Origin of the sequence: Mycolicibacterium anyangense, from assembly GCF_010731855.1 — a bacterium.
In the GTDB taxonomy this organism is placed as follows: Bacteria; Actinomycetota; Actinomycetes; order Mycobacteriales; family Mycobacteriaceae; genus Mycobacterium; species Mycobacterium anyangense.
Genome location: NZ_AP022620.1, coordinates 5,395,324 through 5,411,967, shown reverse-complemented (window position 1 = coordinate 5,411,967; position 16,644 = coordinate 5,395,324). Strand labels below are relative to the sequence as shown.

General features: G+C 67.0%; 14 protein-coding genes and 1 riboswitch. Of the genes, 8 read left to right on the top strand and 6 right to left on the bottom strand.

Annotated features, from left to right (window positions below; all coding sequences use genetic code 11):
• Window positions 1-79: 79 nt before the first annotated feature.
• A complete protein-coding gene (locus G6N35_RS25560; protein ID WP_163807146.1) occupies window positions 80-754 on the bottom strand; it encodes a TetR/AcrR family transcriptional regulator in 675 nt (224 codons plus the stop codon).
• Window positions 755-799: 45 nt separating this feature from the next.
• Window positions 800-2,302: a gamma-aminobutyraldehyde dehydrogenase gene (locus G6N35_RS25555; RefSeq protein WP_407664587.1), complete on the bottom strand. Its 1,503-nt coding sequence runs from the start codon at window positions 2,300-2,302 to the stop codon at window positions 800-802.
• A gap of 206 nt (window positions 2,303-2,508) precedes the next feature.
• On the opposite strand from G6N35_RS25555, the gene G6N35_RS25550 reads away from it, so the two are divergent.
• The 4 genes from G6N35_RS25550 (at window position 2,509) to G6N35_RS25535 (ending at window position 6,632) form a co-directional block, all read left to right on the top strand.
• On the top strand, window positions 2,509-2,940 hold the full coding sequence (locus tag G6N35_RS25550; RefSeq protein WP_246224709.1) for an Lrp/AsnC family transcriptional regulator: 432 nt from the start codon (window positions 2,509-2,511) through the stop codon (window positions 2,938-2,940).
• Complete coding sequence (locus G6N35_RS25545; protein ID WP_163807144.1) at window positions 2,937-4,316, top strand: aspartate aminotransferase family protein; 1,380 nt, start codon at window positions 2,937-2,939, stop codon at window positions 4,314-4,316. The genes G6N35_RS25550 and G6N35_RS25545 overlap by 4 nt, the downstream gene beginning before the upstream one ends.
• Window positions 4,313-5,311 (top strand): SMP-30/gluconolactonase/LRE family protein, encoded by a 999-nt coding sequence (locus tag G6N35_RS25540; protein ID WP_163807143.1) that lies wholly within the window; start codon window positions 4,313-4,315, stop codon window positions 5,309-5,311. The genes G6N35_RS25545 and G6N35_RS25540 overlap by 4 nt, the downstream gene beginning before the upstream one ends.
• Before the next feature lie 76 nt (window positions 5,312-5,387).
• Window positions 5,388-6,632 (top strand): D-alanyl-D-alanine carboxypeptidase family protein, encoded by a 1,245-nt coding sequence (locus tag G6N35_RS25535; RefSeq protein WP_163807142.1) that lies wholly within the window; start codon window positions 5,388-5,390, stop codon window positions 6,630-6,632.
• 186 nt (window positions 6,633-6,818) lie between these two features.
• Here the strand turns inward: G6N35_RS25535 and yhjD are convergent, their stop codons facing one another.
• Both yhjD and trpS read right to left on the bottom strand, forming a co-directional pair.
• Entirely contained in the window at window positions 6,819-7,847 is a 1,029-nt protein-coding gene (gene yhjD, locus G6N35_RS25530) for an inner membrane protein YhjD (RefSeq protein ID WP_163807141.1), read from the bottom strand.
• A gap of 18 nt (window positions 7,848-7,865) precedes the next feature.
• Window positions 7,866-8,882 (bottom strand): tryptophan--tRNA ligase, encoded by a 1,017-nt coding sequence (gene trpS / locus G6N35_RS25525; protein WP_163807140.1) that lies wholly within the window; start codon window positions 8,880-8,882, stop codon window positions 7,866-7,868.
• Window positions 8,883-8,929: 47 nt separating this feature from the next.
• Here trpS and G6N35_RS25520 point away from each other — a divergent pair, with 47 nt between their 5' ends.
• Both G6N35_RS25520 and G6N35_RS25515 read left to right on the top strand, forming a co-directional pair.
• A complete protein-coding gene (locus G6N35_RS25520) occupies window positions 8,930-9,982 on the top strand; it encodes an alpha/beta hydrolase (protein ID WP_163807139.1) in 1,053 nt (350 codons plus the stop codon).
• Window positions 9,982-11,007, top strand: a complete 1,026-nt coding sequence (locus G6N35_RS25515; protein ID WP_163807138.1) for an alpha/beta hydrolase — start codon at window positions 9,982-9,984, stop codon at window positions 11,005-11,007. Before G6N35_RS25520 ends, G6N35_RS25515 begins: the two co-directional genes overlap by 1 nt.
• On the opposite strand, the gene G6N35_RS25510 is transcribed toward G6N35_RS25515, so the two are convergent.
• A complete protein-coding gene (locus tag G6N35_RS25510; protein ID WP_163807137.1) occupies window positions 11,004-11,804 on the bottom strand; it encodes an exodeoxyribonuclease III in 801 nt (266 codons plus the stop codon). The two genes, G6N35_RS25515 and G6N35_RS25510, sit on opposite strands and share 4 nt — an antisense overlap.
• A 50-nt stretch (window positions 11,805-11,854) precedes the next feature.
• On the opposite strand from G6N35_RS25510, the gene G6N35_RS25505 reads away from it, so the two are divergent.
• Window positions 11,855-12,697, top strand: coding sequence for an epoxide hydrolase EphH (locus tag G6N35_RS25505; RefSeq protein WP_163807136.1), 843 nt, complete (start codon window positions 11,855-11,857; stop codon window positions 12,695-12,697).
• Between the two features lies 1 nt (window position 12,698).
• On the opposite strand, the gene G6N35_RS25500 is transcribed toward G6N35_RS25505, so the two are convergent.
• Complete coding sequence (locus G6N35_RS25500) at window positions 12,699-14,936, bottom strand: NADP-dependent isocitrate dehydrogenase (protein WP_163807937.1); 2,238 nt, start codon at window positions 14,934-14,936, stop codon at window positions 12,699-12,701.
• Window positions 14,937-15,128: 192 nt separating this feature from the next.
• Window positions 15,129-15,249: riboswitch (SAM riboswitch) on the top strand.
• A 43-nt stretch (window positions 15,250-15,292) separates the two neighbouring features.
• On the opposite strand from G6N35_RS25500, the gene G6N35_RS25495 reads away from it, so the two are divergent.
• Complete coding sequence (locus tag G6N35_RS25495) at window positions 15,293-16,639, top strand: bifunctional o-acetylhomoserine/o-acetylserine sulfhydrylase (RefSeq protein ID WP_163807135.1); 1,347 nt, start codon at window positions 15,293-15,295, stop codon at window positions 16,637-16,639.
• The last annotated feature ends 5 nt before the right edge of the window (window positions 16,640-16,644 follow it).

Genomic DNA, 16,644 nt, shown 5'->3' with positions numbered 1-16,644 from the left:
TCGAGGCCCGCCAGCTGCGGGTCTATCGAACGATAGGGGACTATCGACTGATAGGCAACAGCTAGCGCGAGACTGTCCGCTATCCCGTTCCATTCGAGAGTTCGGCGAGCCGAGCAGTGGTCGTGGCCTGCAATGTCCCCAGCGCATCCTGGTCGGTCAGCAAGGCACGCAACACGAAGTCCGCCGCCTCCAGCGGGCGCCGGCCGCGGACCTGCCCGCCGGGCCCGCCCTGCTCACGCAGCGTCTCGAACAGCACACCGTTCATCGCGCGCTGCACGAATCCGGGTTCGAAAGCCACGAATTCCCCTGCCGCACAACCCTCGCGGACCACCCGCTCGACGAGCTCATGGAAGAGCTCGATCCCGGCGCGCTCGTCGGCGAATTCTTCGAGGCTCAGGACCGCGTCCTGGTACAGACCGCGCGAGTCGAACGGCTGGTCGAGCGCCTGGCGCACATCGCAGGCGATGCTCAGGTGCAGTTTCTCCGCCCAGGTCGACTCCTCGGCCAGGTAGCCGCGGAGCCGCGCGACCGACGGCCCGAGGTCCAGCTCGACCAGCGTCCGGTAGATCGCCTGCTTGGCCTCGAAGTGGTGGAACAACGACGGCTGGCGGATCTTGACGGCGTCGGCGATGTCGCGCGTGGAGGTACCGAAGAATCCGCGCCGGGCGAAGAGACTGGCCGAGCACAGCAGGATGCGGCCTCTGGTCGAGGTCCAATCAACCTCGACGGGTTGCCAATCCGGCCCGTACTTCACCGTCGGATTGTGTCACCACCACCTGTCAGGGGTGAAACGACCCGCCTAACGCAGCGTGAAGATGGTTCGGTGCCAACCCTTTTCGGCAACGCCGGTGATGTCGCTCATCACGTGCTTGATGGTGAGGTACTCCTCGAAGGAGTAGTCACTCATATCCTTGCCGAACCCCGAAGCGCCGACACCGCCGTGCGGCATCTCGCTGATGATCGGGATGTGGTCGTTGATCCACACGCAGCCGGCGTTGATCTCCCGCGACGCGCGCTGGGCGCGGTAGACGTCGCGCGTCCACGCCGATGCGGCCAGCCCGTACTCGGTGTCGTTGGCCTGCCGCAGCGCGTCGTCATCGCCGTCGTGCGGCCGGGCCACCAGAACCGGACCGAAGATCTCGTTGCGGTAGACCTCGCTGCTTTCGGTCACGTCGGCGATCAGCGTGGGCAGATAGAAGGAGCCAGGTAGTTCCGGTATCTGGCCGCCGGTGACGACCCGGCCGCCCTCCTTGGGGGCGTCGGCGACCATGGTGGCCACCCGGTCGCGGTGCATCGCCGAGATCAGCGGCCCCAGATCGGTGTCAGGATCCTGCGGGTCGCCGACGACCATCTTGCCCATCAGCTCCGCCACACCCGCCACGAAATCGTCGTAGAGGTTGCGCGCGACGATCGCCCGGGTGGCCGCCGTGCAGTCCTGGCCGGAGTTGATCAGTGCGCCGGCCACCGCACCGTGGATCGCGGCGTCGAGGTCGGCGTCCTCGAACACCACGAACGGCGCCTTGCCGCCGAGCTCGAGCTGGGTGCGGTGGCCGTGGACGGCGGCCGCGGCCATCACCCGCCGGCCCACGGCGGTGGATCCGGTGAAGGTGACGACGTCGACGTCGGAGTGTCCGGCCAATGCCGTACCGACGTCGATGCCCGAGCCGGTCACGACGTTGAAGACGCCGTCGGGCAGGCCGGCCTCGGTGGCCAGCCGTGCCAGTGTCAGCGTGGTCAGCGGGGTGATTTCAGCGGGTTTGATCACCACCGAGCACCCCGCGGCCAGCGCCGGAATCACCTTCCAGACCGCCATCTGCAGCGGGTAATTCCACGGCGTGATCGTGGCGACCACGCCGACCGCCTCGCGGCGGATGGACGAGGTGTGGTCCCCGGAGTACTCCGCGCTGGCCTTGCCCTCGAGGTGGCGGGCGGCGCCGGCGAAGAAGGAGATGTTGTCGATGCTGCCCGGGACGTCGAACTCGGTGGCCAGCCGAACCGGCTTGCCGGTTTGGGACACCTCTTCGGCGGCGATCTCATCGGCATGCGCTTGGGCGAGCTCGGCCAGCTTGGCCAAGACCGAGGAGCGCTCCGCCGGGGTAGCGTTCTTCCAGCCGGGCAGGGCGGCCCGAGCAGAGGCGACCGCGGCGTCGACGTCGGTGGCGGTCGCCAGGGCCAACTCGGCGACCGTGGAGCCGTTGGCCGGGTTGATCACCTGGTGGGTGGTTCCGCTGGTCACGACCGGGGCGCCATCGATCCAGCTACTGGGCACAATTCTGGTCTTGTCAGAGGTCAGTGCAGTCACACGGCAACGGTAACCGACCATGCGAGGCCGTGCTACGCATTCCCACACTCAAGGTGGGTGCTGACGACCAATTTCATCGATCCCGTTGCTTAAAACAACGGATTCCGTGCACAATCATGGGCATGCGTGACTCGGGTGTACCGACCAACCGGTTTCCCGTCCGCACCGTCGGGGCGGGTGCGGCAGCGTCGGCCCAGCTCGACGAGATGTCCAAGGCCATCGTCGAAAAGCTGCAGCAGGACGGGCGACGATCCTATGCCGGTATCGGCAAGGCCGTCGGTTTGTCCGAAGCGGCGGTGCGCCAGCGCGTGCAGCGCTTGATCGACTCCGGGGTGATGCAGATCGTCGCCGTGACCGATCCGATGCAACTCGGATTCGCCCGGCAGGCGATGATCGGGATCCGCTGCACCGGTGACACCACCAAAGTCGCCGACAAGCTGGCCCAGATCGAGGCCGTGGACTACGTCGTGCTCACCGCGGGCACCTTCGACGCGATCGTCGAAGTGGTGTGTGAGGACGACGCCGAGCTACTCGAGTTGCTCAACAAAGAAATCCGCGCGGTACCCGGCGTGACCTCTACCGAGACGCTGGTCTACCTGAAACTGGTTAAACAACAATACAATTGGGGTACCCGATGACAGTACTGAGCGAAGACGTGACGGCGGAATTGTCCGCCAAGGCGGACCGACATTTGTGGGGTCACTTCGCCCGGCATGGCCATGGCATCACACCGCCGATCATCACCCGCGGCGAAGGCTGCTACATCTACGACAGCCACGGCAAGAAGTACTTCGACGGCCTGTCCGGGTTGTTCGTGGTGCAGGCCGGTCACGGCCGCAAGGAGCTGGCCGAAGCCGCTGCCAAGCAGGCCGAGACCCTGGAGTTCTTCCCGCTGTGGTCCTATGCCACGCCGCCGGCGATCGAACTGGCCGACCGGCTGGCCAATTACGCCCCCGGTGATCTGAACCGGGTGTTCTTCACCACCGGTGGCGGCGAGGCCGTCGAGAGCGCCTGGAAGCTGGCCAAGCAGTACTTCAAGCTGACCGGCAAGCCAGGCAAGTACAAGGTGATCTCGCGGGCCATCGCCTACCACGGCACCCCGCAGGGCGCGCTGGCCATCACCGGCCTGCCGGACTTCAAGAAGCCGTTCGAGCCGTTGACCCCCGGCGGATTCCGGGTGCCCAACACCAACTTCTACCGCGCGCCCGCGCCGTTCGACACCGACATCAAGGCCTGGGGCCAGTACTGCGCCGACCGGATCGCCGAGGCCATCGAGTTCGAGGGCCCCGAGACCGTCGCCGCCGTCTTCCTCGAGCCGGTGCAGAACGCTGGTGGCTGCTTCCCGCCGCCGCCCGGATACTTCGACCGGGTCCGCGAGATCTGCGACGAATACGACGTGCTGCTGGTGTCCGACGAGGTCATCTGTGCCTTCGGCCGGATCGGCTCGATGTTCGCCTGTGAGGACATCGGCTACCAGCCGGACATGATCACCTGCGCCAAGGGTATGACCTCGGGCTACTCCCCGATCGGCGCGATGATCGCCAGCGACAAGCTGTTCGAGCCGTTCAACGACGGCAAGACCACCTTCGGGCACGGCTACACCTTCGGCGGGCACCCGGTGTCGTCGGCGGTGGCGCTGGCCAACCTCGACATCTTCGAACGCGAGGGCATCAACGACCACGTCAAGACCAACGCTCCGGTGTTGCGCGCCACCCTCGAGCAGCTCAAGGAGCTGCCGATCGTCGGCGATGTCCGCGGTGAGGGCTTCTTCTACGGCATCGAGCTGGTGAAGGACAAGGACACCAAGGAGACGTTCAACGACGACGAGAGCGAGCGCCTGCTGCGCGGCTTCCTGTCGGCGGCTCTGTTCGAGGCCGGGCTGTACTGCCGCGCCGACGATCGTGGCGACCCAGTCGTGCAGCTGGCGCCGCCGCTGATCTCCGGTCCCAAGGAGTTCAACGAGATCTACGACATCCTGCACCGCGTGCTCGGCGAGGCCAGCCGGCTGCTGTGAGCGCCGCCGGCAAGCCCGCGATCGATCCGGTTCGGTGGCAGCCGCCACCGGTGCAGCCGCTGCCCGAGTTCGGGCCGGCCGACCTGACGATCGTCGGGCTGCCGGGTGATCAACCAGAAGACATCGTCGTCGACGCGGACGGCGCGCTGTGGACCGGTCTGGTCGACGGTCGCGTCGTGCGCATCGACCCCGATGGCGGCACCACCACGATCGCAACGACGGCGGGCCGGCCGCTGGGCATGACGGTGGCCCGCGACGGGCGGCTGTTGATCTGCACCAGCCCGGGCGGTCTGGTGGCCATGCACCGCGGCACCGGTGACATCGAGGTGCTGTGTGATTCGGTAGCCGGCAGGCGGCTGCAGTTCTGTTCCAATGTCGTCGAATTGCCGGACGGCTCAATCTATTTCACCGAGTCGACGGCGAAGTTCAGCTTCGAGCACTTCAAGGGCGCGATCTTCGAGTCGCGCGGCGACGGCGGCCTGTACCGGCTCGACCCGGACGGCACGGTCAGCACCGTGCTCGAGCATCTGTACTTCGCCAACGGTCTGACGCCGACGGTGGACTTCTCGGCTCTGGTGTTCGCCGAGACGCAGGCCAGGCGACTGTCGAAGTACTGGCTGAGCGGACCGCGGGCCGGCACCGTCACGCCGTTGGCGGTGAACTTGCCCGGGATGCCCGACAACCTCTCGACGGGTGCCGACGGCCGGATCTGGTGTGCCATGGTGTCGGCGCGTAACGCGGCGGCCGACTTCCTCTCCCCTCGCTCCCCGCGACTGCGCACGTGGTTGTGGAAGCTGCCGGACTCACTACAGCCGCAGATCACCCCGACGGTGTGGGCGGTGGCCTTCGATCCCGACACCGGCGCAGCGGTCTCCGGGGTGCACATGACGCATCCGGACTTCGGCCTCGTCACCGGATTGGTGGAACGCGAGGGGCGATTGTGGCTGGCCACCATCGGTCATCCGGCCGTCGCGCACTGCGCGCTGCCGAGCTAACAATTGCATCAATAACCACAACAGTCACAGCGCGGCTTCCCGGTTTCGGGCCTGGTTTCCCCTACCCTTCGAGGCGATGTCGACCTCGAGAACCTTGCTGCGCAGTGCTTCCGCGCTGGTCGCGGCCGTCTGCGTCCTGGGAACGCCCGCGATCGCGTGGGCCGAGCCGAACGCGGCACCGGATCCCAACACCTGCCCGTACAAGGTGACGACCCCACCTGCTGTCGACTCCTCCGAGGTCCCCCAGGCCGGAGACCCGCCGCTGCCGCTGCCGGTGCCGGCCAAGCCGGTCGGCGGTGACGCCCTGGCCAGCTGCGGGGTGATCGTCGCGCCGAACACCCCGCCGGTGCCCGACGATGTCTCGGCCGAGTCCTGGCTGGTGGCTGATCTGGATACCGGCGAGATCATCGCCGCCCGCGACCCGCATGCGCGGCACCGTCCGGCTTCGATCATCAAGGTGCTCGCGGCGATGCAGGCGATCAACGAGCTGCCGCTGAACAAGATGGTCGAGGGCACCCAGGACGACGCCAACGCCGAGGGCACCCGGGTGGGTGTCGACGTCGGCGGGCACTACACCGTCAACGACCTGCTGCACGGTCTGCTGATGCACTCCGGCAACGACGCCGCGCACGCGCTGGCCGCCCAGCTGGGCGGGATGGACACCACGGTGCAGAAGATCAACGTGCTGGCCCGCAAGCTCGGTGGCGCCGATACCCGCGCGGCCACGCCGTCCGGTCTGGATGGACCGGGTATGAGCACCTCTGCCTATGACATCGGGTTGTTCTACCGATATGCCTGGCAGAACCCGACTTTCGCCAACATCGTCGCCACCCAGGACTACAACTTCCCCGGGCATCCGGCCAAGCCGGGCGAGGACGGCGACCATCCGGCCTACCAGCTGGAGAACGACAACAAGCTGCTGACCAACTACCCGGGAGCGCTGGGCGGCAAGACCGGCTACACCGATGACGCCGGGCAGACCTTTGTCGGTGCCGCTCAGCGCGACGGCCGCCGGCTGGTGGCGGTGCTGCTGCGCGGCACCCGTCAGCCGATCGCGCCGTGGGAGCAGGCCGCGCATCTGCTGGACTACGGGTTCGCCACTCCGCGCGGAACCACGGTCGGCAACCTGATCGATCCGGATCCGTCGCTCAAGCCGCCGAAGCCCGACGATGATGCCGTCAAAGCGACTGCCGCACCGCTGCTTCCGGCCGCCGATGCCATGCCGGTGCGGATCGGCGTGGCGGTGGTCGGCACGGTCATCGTGTTCCTGCTGATCATGGGTGCCCGCTCGGTCAATCGCCGGCCGGTGCGCGGGCGGTAGATCGGCGGGGCGTTTCTCGGGTGGCACCATCAGTGCCCGCCTCTGAGCGACTGTGGCAGTCAACTTGGGATGGCATGTCAACGTCCGCCTACGCGACTGACACGATCGCAATATCCGCAGTCTCCGCGGGGACCAAGAGTCGCTGAGAGGCGGGCAACAGTGTCATGCCCCGGAATTCTGCCGGCCCTAGCGCCCACCCCGCCATAGCCGCGAAAGCCCAAGCGCGCCTAGTGCACCCACGCCCAGCGCGCCGAGCCACTGCCGCGTCGAGAGCCCCTCGTCGGGTCCTACCCGCACGTTGATCACCGCCGGCGCCGGAGCGGGCACCTTGGCCTCACGCACGTTGTCCGCCGACGTCGCCGCCCACGCCGTCGCGAACAGGACCAGCCGCGCGGTGATGTAGGCGAACACCATCAGACCCAGCACCGGGCCGAACGTCGCCCCGGCCGGGCCGTGCACCACCGAGCGCAGGTAGATCGAGGCCACCTGCTTGAAGATCTCGAAGCCCACCGCCACCAGCAGACCCGCCCGCACACTGGACCGGAAGCTGACCGACTCCCGCGGCATCCGCGCGATCATCCAGGTGAACAGCATCCAGGCGACCAGGAATGACATCAGGATCGACGCGATCCGCAGACCGGTATTGAGGCCGGGAACGTCATGGATGCCAAACCAATCCAGCACTTTGGCCATCACCCCGGGATCCCCCAGGGCGGTCAGGCCGACGGTGGCGATCATGACGACGAAGACCGACACCAATGCCACCAGGTCCGACAGCTTGGTGCGGACGAAGTTCAGCGGCTCACCCCGGTGCTCGCCCCACATCTGGCTCAGCGCTTCCCGGAGGTTCGAGATCCACCCCAGCCCGGCCCAGGCCGCCGTCGCCAGGCCGATCACACCCACCGAGGTGCGCGAGGCGATCGCCGAATCCATCAGGGTGATCAGTTGCTCACCGAGCTGACCGGAAACCGTTGACTTGATCCGGCTTTCGATATCGGTGAGCAGTTGCGGGCGGCTGGCCAGGACGAAGCCGGCGGCGGCGAAGCCCACCATCAGCAGCGGGAACAGCGCGAAGATCGTGTAGTAGGTGATGCCCGCGGCGTAGAAGTCGCCCTTGGTCTTGTCGTAGCGCTGCTGGGCCCGCATCACGTGGTCGAACCATGGGTAGCGCGCCCGCAACCGGTCGAGAATGCCCGGTTTGGCCGGATCCGCCATGCCAGCCTCCTGCGGGTATCACGAACTTGTCGGCAAAAACCCTATCTTTTCGTATACCCGTCCGATGGTCCTGGCAGACACCTCACAGGCCCGCTGCGCACCCGCAGCCAGGATGGCCTGCAGTTCGGCGGGATCGGACAGCAGCTCGTTCACCCGCTGCTGGATCGGCGTGACGTATTCGACGACGGCCTCGGCGGTGTCCTTCTTCAGATCGCCGTACCCGCGGCCCTCGTACCCGGCCACCAGGGTGTCGACGTCGACTCCGGTGACCGCGGACTGGATCGACAGCAGATTGGACACGCCGGGCTTGGCCGCCACGTCGTAGCGGATCTCGCGGTCGCTGTCGGTGACCGCCGAGCGGATCTTCTTGGCCGACACCTTCGGGTCGTCGAGCAGCGCGATGAGCCCGGCGTCCGTGGCCGCCGACTTGCTCATCTTGGCAGTCGGGTCCTGTAGGTCGTAGATCTTGGCGGTGACCTTGGGGATCATCGGGTCCGGGATCACGAAGGTGTCCGGGAAACGGGCGTTGAACCGCTGGGCCACATCGCGGGCCAGCTCGAGGTGCTGGCGCTGATCCTCACCGACCGGCACCAGGTCGGTGTCGTAGAGCAGCACGTCGGCGGCCATCAGGACCGGGTAGGTGAACAACCCGACCGTGGTGGCGTCGGCCCCCTGCTTCTGGGACTTGTCCTTGAACTGGGTCATCCGGGAGGCCTGGCCGAAACCGGTGAAGCAGCCCAGCACCCACGCCAGCTCGGTGTGGGCGGGCACGTGGCTCTGCACGAAGATCGTCGCCCGCGCCGGGTCGATGCCCAGCGCCAGGTACTGAGCGGCGGTCACCAGAGTGCGATGGCGCAGCGTCGCGGGGTCCTGCGGCACGGTGATCGCGTGCAGGTCCACCACGCAGAAGTAGGCGTCGAAGTCGTCCTGCAGATCCACCCACTGCTTGATGGCACCAAGGGCATTACCCAGGTGCAGGGAGTCGGAGGTCGGCTGGACACCGGAGAAGACGACACGACGCGGTGAGGTGCTCATGATGGTTCAATCCTGTCACGAGCGGTTTCAGGGCTAGCATCCTGCTCGTGCGCGCACTGGCAGTGGTTCTCTCGGCGTTGGTTGTCATCCTGGCGGGCTGCGGCGGCGGCAGCAGCGGTCCCGACAAGCGACCGGCGTCGACCGCGGTGGTGATCGTCTCCGGCGGGGACGCGACAAGTCCGTACACCGCCCCTGACCAGGCGTGCGCGACCGGACTGGCGGCCGGCAACACCGACACCGCCCTGCGCGAGTATCTGCTCAAGCAGGGCTACGCGGTCTACACCTCCCCGGCCATGGCCGGCCGCGGGCAGGTCGTCGACCAGACCGGCTTCGGCCCGTTCGGCGTGTGCCCGGTGACGCTGCCGGAGAACATGACCGTGAACTCCCAGGGCAGTATCGACACCGCCGGCGAGCACCTGGCCAGGTTCCTGAACTGGTTGCACACCGACAAGGGTGTCAACGAAGTCGACCTGGTAGCGCATTCGATGGGCGGGCTGTACTCGCGGGCGGCGATCCGGGTGTTGACCTCGACGAGCTCGCCGGTGAAGGTGCGCTCACTGACCACACTGGGCACGCCCTGGCAGGGCTCCTACCTGTCGGACTACGCCAACGGCCTGACCCCGCTGAGCGACTGCCAGGGCGACAAGGTCTGCGAGAACGCCATGAAGGCCATGGCCGACGAGGTCAAACGGCTGATGTCCGGTTCCGGACGCGAAGTCAACCAGGCCTACCTGATGGGCAAGGACGGCTGGAACGAATTCCAATCCGGTGTGCTGGACAAGATCCCGGTGGTGCTGATCGCCGGGAAGCGGTTCAACCCCGACAAGACCACCGGCACCGTGAATCCGACGGTCTGGCCCAATGACGGCCTGGTCGCATTGCAGAGTGCGCTTGCCAAGGACATCAGCGATCCGGTGCTCCCGCACCGCCGCTGCTACACCTTCGACGACACCCACAGCATCTTCGTCTCCAACCTGGTCGGCCTGGACTGGAAGACGGCGCTGACCTGGGATCCGCAGGTGCTCGACACCGTGCACAAGGCGATCGAAGGCGCCCCCAAGGAGCTGGAGACCCCCAACCGCGAAGGCTGCCCGAGCTGATGCGCCGGCTGCTGGCGGGGGCGGCCTGCCTGCTCCTGCTGGCCGGATGCGGCGGCAAAGCCAGCACCACCGCAGCCCGCCCGGACGGCTCGCGCGCCGTGGTCGTGGTATCCGGCCTGGCCAGCAACAGCCCGTTCACCACGCCGGAGAGTGCCTGCGCCACCGGCCTTTCCGCAGGCAGCGCCGACACCGCCATCCGCGAGCACCTGCTGACCGCGGGCCGTACCGTCTACACCGCACCCGCCCACGCCGGCCCCGGACAGGTGCTCAACCAGACCGGCTTCGGCGCCTTCGGATCCTGCCCCGCTCCCCTACCCGACACCATGACCATCGACAGCACCGGCAGCATCGATCTGGCCGGCGAGCACCTGGCCCGCTTCATCGAACACCTGCACAGCACCAAGAGCGTCAACGAGATCGATCTCGTCGGCCATTCGATGGGTGGGCTCTATGCCCGCTCGGCGATCCGGGCCCTGACCGCCACCGGCTCACCGGTGCAGGTCCGCTCACTCATCACCATCGGAACACCCTGGCAGGGTTCGTATCTGGCGGACTTCGCAGACGGGGCGGTGCCGTTGAGCGCCTGCGGCGGCGATCAGTTCTGCCAGGACCAGATGCGTGGCTACGACAGGGATATCGCGAAGGCGTACCCGTCGGGTTCCGCACACGAGCTTGCCGCCGGTTATCTGAACGGCTGGAACACCTTTCAGGCCGGTGTCCTCGACGACATCCCCGTCACACTGATCGGCGGGACACGCTTCGACCGTCCCGGCGATGCGCGGGTGTGGCCCAATGACGGGATCGTCGCGTTGCGCAGCGCGCTGGCGGCCGACATCGACGATTCCGTATTGCCACACCGGACCTGCCACCGTGTCGACGACACCCACAGCGACTACGTGTCGATGGTCAGCAACCTCCCGAAAGAGACTGCCCTGCCGTGGGATCCGCGGGTTCTCGACCAGGTGGACGCCGCGATCGAGAATGCGGGGCTGGGCAGATCGACGCGGGAGGGCTGTCCGGCCTAGCCGAACTCGACGGTCACCGGCGCGTGGTCGGACCACCGCAGCGCGTAGGCGGCCGGCTTCTCCACCCGTCCCGTCACTGTGCGGGCGGCCAGGCTTTCACTGGCCAGGTGGTAGTCGATGCGCCAACCCGCGTCGTTGTCGAAGGCCTTGCCACGCCAGGACCACCAGCTGTACGGGCCGGCCACATCGGGGTGCAGCGTGCGCATCACGTCGACCCAGCCCGACTCCATGACCTCGGTGAGCCACTGCCGCTCGCTGGGCAGGAAGCCCGCCTTCTTCACATTGGCCTTCCAGGCCTTGATGTCGTTCTCGGTGTGGGCGATGTTCCAGTCCCCGCAGATCACCGCGTCACGCCCGTCGGCGGTCAGCTCGCTCATCCGCTTGGCCATGGCGGACATGAACCGTTCCTTCTCCAACTGGCGTTCGGTCTCCGCCTCCCCGGTGTGCACATACACGCTGCCGACTGTCACATCGGCGATGTCGACCTCGAGATAGCGGCCGTGCAACTCGAATTCGGTTGCAGGCAGCCCGATCCGGACCGCAGAGAACGGCGTGCGAGACAGCACGGCGACGCCGCTGCGGCCCTTGAGGTGCGGTTCGGCCGAGGCCAGGTGCCAGCCGTCGGCAATGGCCGGCGCCAGGGCCTGCGCCAGCTGGTCGTCATCGGCCCGAGTCTCCTGCAGGCACACGACGTCGGCGCTGGTGTTGGTCAGCCAGTCCAGCAGGCCGAGGTTCTCCGGTGAACGCTCGCGCACCGCGGCGCGCACCCCGTTGACGTTGATGGTCGTCACGATCACGGGTGAAAACCTACCTTGCGGTACCGGCGGTATCACCTTACGGTCGGGGTATGGCACCACGCGAGCCGATCCATCTGGGGGCAGGCCAGCCCATCCTGCTGCTCCACCCGTTCATGATGTCGTCGTACGTCTGGAAGGACGTGGCGCCCAAGCTGGCCGGCACCGGCCGGTTCGAGGTGTTCGCGCCGTCGATGGCGGGCCACAACGGCGGTCCGGCCAGCCGGTCGTGGTTCCTGGACACCGCCACGCTGGCCGACCACGTCGAGGCCCAACTCGACGAACTCGGGTGGGACAGCGCCCACATCGTCGGCAACTCACTGGGCGGCTGGGTGGCCTTCGAACTCGAACGCCGCGGCCGTGCCCGCACCCTGACCGCGATCGCCCCGGCCGGCGGCTGGCACCGCTGGTCGCCGGTCAAATACGAGATCGTCGCCAAGTTCGTCGCCGGCGCCCCGGTCTGGCTGACGGCCCTGCTGCTGCGGGAGCGGGCCCTGAGGCTACCGCTGGCCAAACAGGCTGCCAGCGTCCCGATCAGCGCCACCCCGGCGGGCCTGACCGACGCCGAACTGAACGAGATCATCGACGACGTCACCCACTGCCGGGCCTACTACCAGCTGCTGATCAAGGCGCTGCTGATGCCGGGGCTGATGGAACTCACCGAGACCACGATCCCGACCAACCTGGTGATCTGCGAGCGCGACCGGGTGCTGCCGCACCCGCGGTTCACCAAGCACTTCCTCAAGCACATCCCCGCCATCGACGAAGTGACCACGCTGAACGGGGTCGGTCACATCCCGATGTTCGAGGCACCCGAGCGCATCGCCGACCTCATCATCACCTGGGTCGACGCGCACACGCCGCCGGTTGCCGTGGCCGAGGACCGCGGCGCCTGAGTCAGCCCTGGGCGGCTTCCAGCGCGGCGTTGAACGTCTTGCTCGGCCGCATCACCGCAGCGGTCTTCGCCGGATCCGGGTAGTAGTAGCCACCGATGTCGGCGTGGCCGCCCTGGACCTCGGCCAGTTCGGCGACGATGGCGTCTTCCTTCTCCGCCAGCTCCTTGGCCAGCGGGGCGAAGTGTGCGGCGAGTTCGGCGTCCTCGGTCTGCGCCGCCAGCTCCGCGGCCCAGTACAGCGCGAGGTAGAACTGGCTGCCCCGGTTGTCCAGCTCGCCGGTCTTGCGCGACGGACTCTTGTTCTCGTCCAACAGCTTTCCGACGGCGGTGTCCAGAGTGGTGGCGAGCACCTTGGCCTTGGCGTTGTCGGTCTTGTTGCCGAGGTCTTCCAGGCTGGCGCCGATCGCGAGGAACTCACCCAGCGAGTCCCACCGCAGGTGGTTCTCCTCCACCAGCTGGCTGACGTGCTTGGGCGCCGAGCCACCGGCACCGGTCTCGTACATGCCGCCACCGGCCATCAGCGGCACGATCGACAGCATCTTGGCACTGGTGCCCAGCTCCAGGATCGGGAAGAGGTCGGTCAGGTAGTCGCGCAGGATGTTGCCGGTCGCCGAGATGGTGTCCTTGCCGCGGATCAACCGCTCCAGGGTGTAGCGCATGGCCCATACCTGCGGCAGGATCGTGATCTCCAGGCCTTCGGTGTCGTGATCGGCCAGGTAGGTCTTGACCTTCTTGCGCAGCTCGTTCTCGTGCGGACGCTCGTCGTCGAGCCAGAACACCACCGGCATCCCGGACAGCCGGGCGCGGGTGACGGCCAGCTTGACCCAGTCCCGGATCGGGGCGTCCTTGACGATCGGCATCCGCCAGATGTCGCCCGCCTCGACGTTCTGCGACAGCAGCACCTCGCCGGTCTCGTTGTCGACGATGTCGGCGACGCCGGCCTCGGGGACCTCGAAGGTCTTGTCGTGGCTGCCGTACTCCTCGGCCTTCTGCGCCATCAGCCCGACATTGGGCACGGTGCCCATGGTGGTCGGGTCGAACTGACCGTTGGTCTTACAGAAGTTGATGACTTCCTGGTACATCCGAGAGAAGGTCGACTCCGGATTGACGGCCTTGGTGTCCTTGGTGCGGCCGTCGGCGCCGTACATCTTTCCGCCGAGCCGGATCATCGCCGGCATCGAGGCGTCGACGATGACGTCGGAGGGCGAGTGGAAGTTCGAGATGCCCTTGGCCGAGTCGACCATCGCCAGCTCCGGCCGGTGCTCGTGGCACTTGTGCAGGTCTTCGATGATCTCCTCGCGCTGCGAGGCCGGCAGCACCTCGATCTTGTCGTAGAGATCGGACAGGCCGTTGTTGACGTTGACGCCCAGCTCGTCGAACAGTGCCTGATGCTTGGCGAAGGCGTCCTTGTAGAAGACCTTGACCGCATGACCGAACACGATCGGGTGGCTGACCTTCATCATGGTGGCCTTGACGTGCAGGGAGAACATCACGCCGGTCTTGTAGGCGTCCTCGATCTGCTCCTCGTAGAAGTCGATCAGCGCCTTCTTGCTCATGAACATGCTGTCGATGACGTCGCCCTCGTCGAGCTTCACCTCGGGCTTGAGCACGACGGTCTTGCCAGAATCAGTCTTGAGCTCCATCCGCACACTGCGGGCCTTGTCCAGCGTCATCGACTTCTCGCCGTGGTAGAAGTCGCCGTGCTTCATCGTGGCCACGTGGGTGCGGGACGCCTGTGACCACTGCCCCATGCTGTGCGGGTGCTTACGGGCGTACTCCTTGACCGCTTTGGGGGCGCGGCGATCCGAGTTGCCTTCGCGCAGTACCGGATTCACCGCACTACCGAGCACCTTGGCGTAACGGGTCTTGATGGTGCGCTCGTCGTCGGTCTTGGGGTCGTCCGGGTAGTCGGGGACGTTGTAACCCTTGGCCTTGAGCTCCTTGATCGCGGCCACCAGCTGAGGCACCGAGGCGCTGATGTTGGGCAGCTTGATGATGTTGGCCGACGGGTCTGCGGTCAGCGCGCCGAGTTCGGCGAGGTTGTCCGGGACCCGCTGCTCCTCGGTGAGGTAGTCGCCGAACTCGGCCAGGATGCGGGCGGCCACCGAGATGTCGCTGGACTTGACGTTGATCCCGGCTGCTTCCACGAAGGTGCGCAGCACCGGAAGGAAGGCGTAGGTCGCCAAGAGCGGCGCCTCGTCGGTGAGCGTGTAGATGATGGTCGGCTGCTCGTCGCTCATGTGCTGTTCTCCAGGCGTGGTCATCAGTGTCATCGGTGTCAGGGTCGTTAGCGGCTATCAGTATCGCGTCGCATCCGACGCTACGGGAGGGAGGTCGGCACATGAGCGGAGAGGTCTGCATCACATTGCCCCTCTCCAGGCCTGCGGTAACCCGCTGGCCAGGTGTCCGACCGGTGCGATAATCTGGTCCACGGTCATGAGTGCCAGCGTCAAGCCCCGGCTCGCTGGCCGGCAACCCTCCAACCGCGGTGGGGTGCCCCGGGTGATTGACCAGGTTGAGCAGCCCTCACCGGCTGCACGGCAAGCGCGGGTCCGCACAGAGACGGGCCCCGGATACAGATAGGGGCTGTTCTGTCGTGAGCACACCTGACACCGACCCGAGCGCGAAATGGTCGTTCGAGACCAAGCAGATCCACGCCGGGCAGACCCCGGATGCGGTGACGCACGCCCGGGCCCTCCCGATCTACCAGACCACGTCGTACGCGTTCGACAGCACCGACCACGCGGCGGCGCTGTTCGGGCTGGCCGAGCCGGGCAACATCTACACCCGGCTGATGAACCCCACCACCGACGTCGTCGAGCAGCGCATCGCCGCTCTTGAGGGTGGAGTCGCGGCGCTGTTCCTGGCCTCCGGCCAGGCGGCCGAGACATTCGCGATCCTCAACCTCGCTGCGGCCGGTGACCACATCGTGTCCTCGCCGCGGCTCTACGGCGGCACCTATAACCTGCTGCACTACACGTTGCCCAAGCTAGGCATCGAGACCACGTTCGTCGACGACCCCGACGACCTGGATTCGTGGCGTGCGGCGGTCCGGCCCAACACCAAGGCGTTCTTCGCCGAGACCATCTCCAACCCGAAGATCGACATCCTCGACATCCCCGGGGTAGCCCAGGTGGCCCACGACAACGGCGTGCCGTTGATCGTGGACAACACCATCGCAACGCCGTACCTGATCCAGCCGATCGCCCACGGCGCCGACATCGTCGTGCACTCGGCCACCAAGTATCTGGGCGGACACGGCACCGCGATCGCCGGCGTCATCGTCGACAGCGGCAACTTCGACTGGACCAGCGGGCGCTTCCCCGGCTTCACCAGCCCGGACCCGAGCTACCACGGTGTGGTGTTCGCCGACCTGGGGGCGCCGGCGTACGCGCTCAAGGCCCGTGTTCAGTTGCTGCGCGACCTGGGCTCGGCGGCCTCGCCGTTCAACGCCTTCCTGATCGCCCAGGGCCTGGAGACGCTGAGCCTGCGCATCGAGCGCCACGTGGCCAACGCCCAGAAGGTCGCCGAGTTCCTGGAGAGCCACCCGGCCGTGGAGTCGGTGAACTATGCCGGGCTGCCCAGCTCACCGTGGCATGAGCGGGCAAAGACGCTGGCGCCCAAGGGAACCGGAGCGGTGTTGTCGTTCGAGCTGGCCGGCGGCGTCGAGGCGGGCAAAGCCTTTGTCAACGCCCTGACGCTGCACAGCCACGTCGCCAACATCGGTGACGTCCGCTCGCTGGTGATCCACCCGGCCTCGACCACCCACCAGCAGTTGTCGGCGCAGGAGCAGCTGGCCACTGGCGTCACTCCCGGCCTGGTGCGGCTGGCGGTGGGGCTGGAAGGGATCGACGACATTCTGGCCGACCTCGAGCGCGGTTTCGCTGCCGCGTCGTCACTGTCTGCGGACGCCTCCGACCCGCGGGCCGTGGCGGCCTTTTGAGGGAG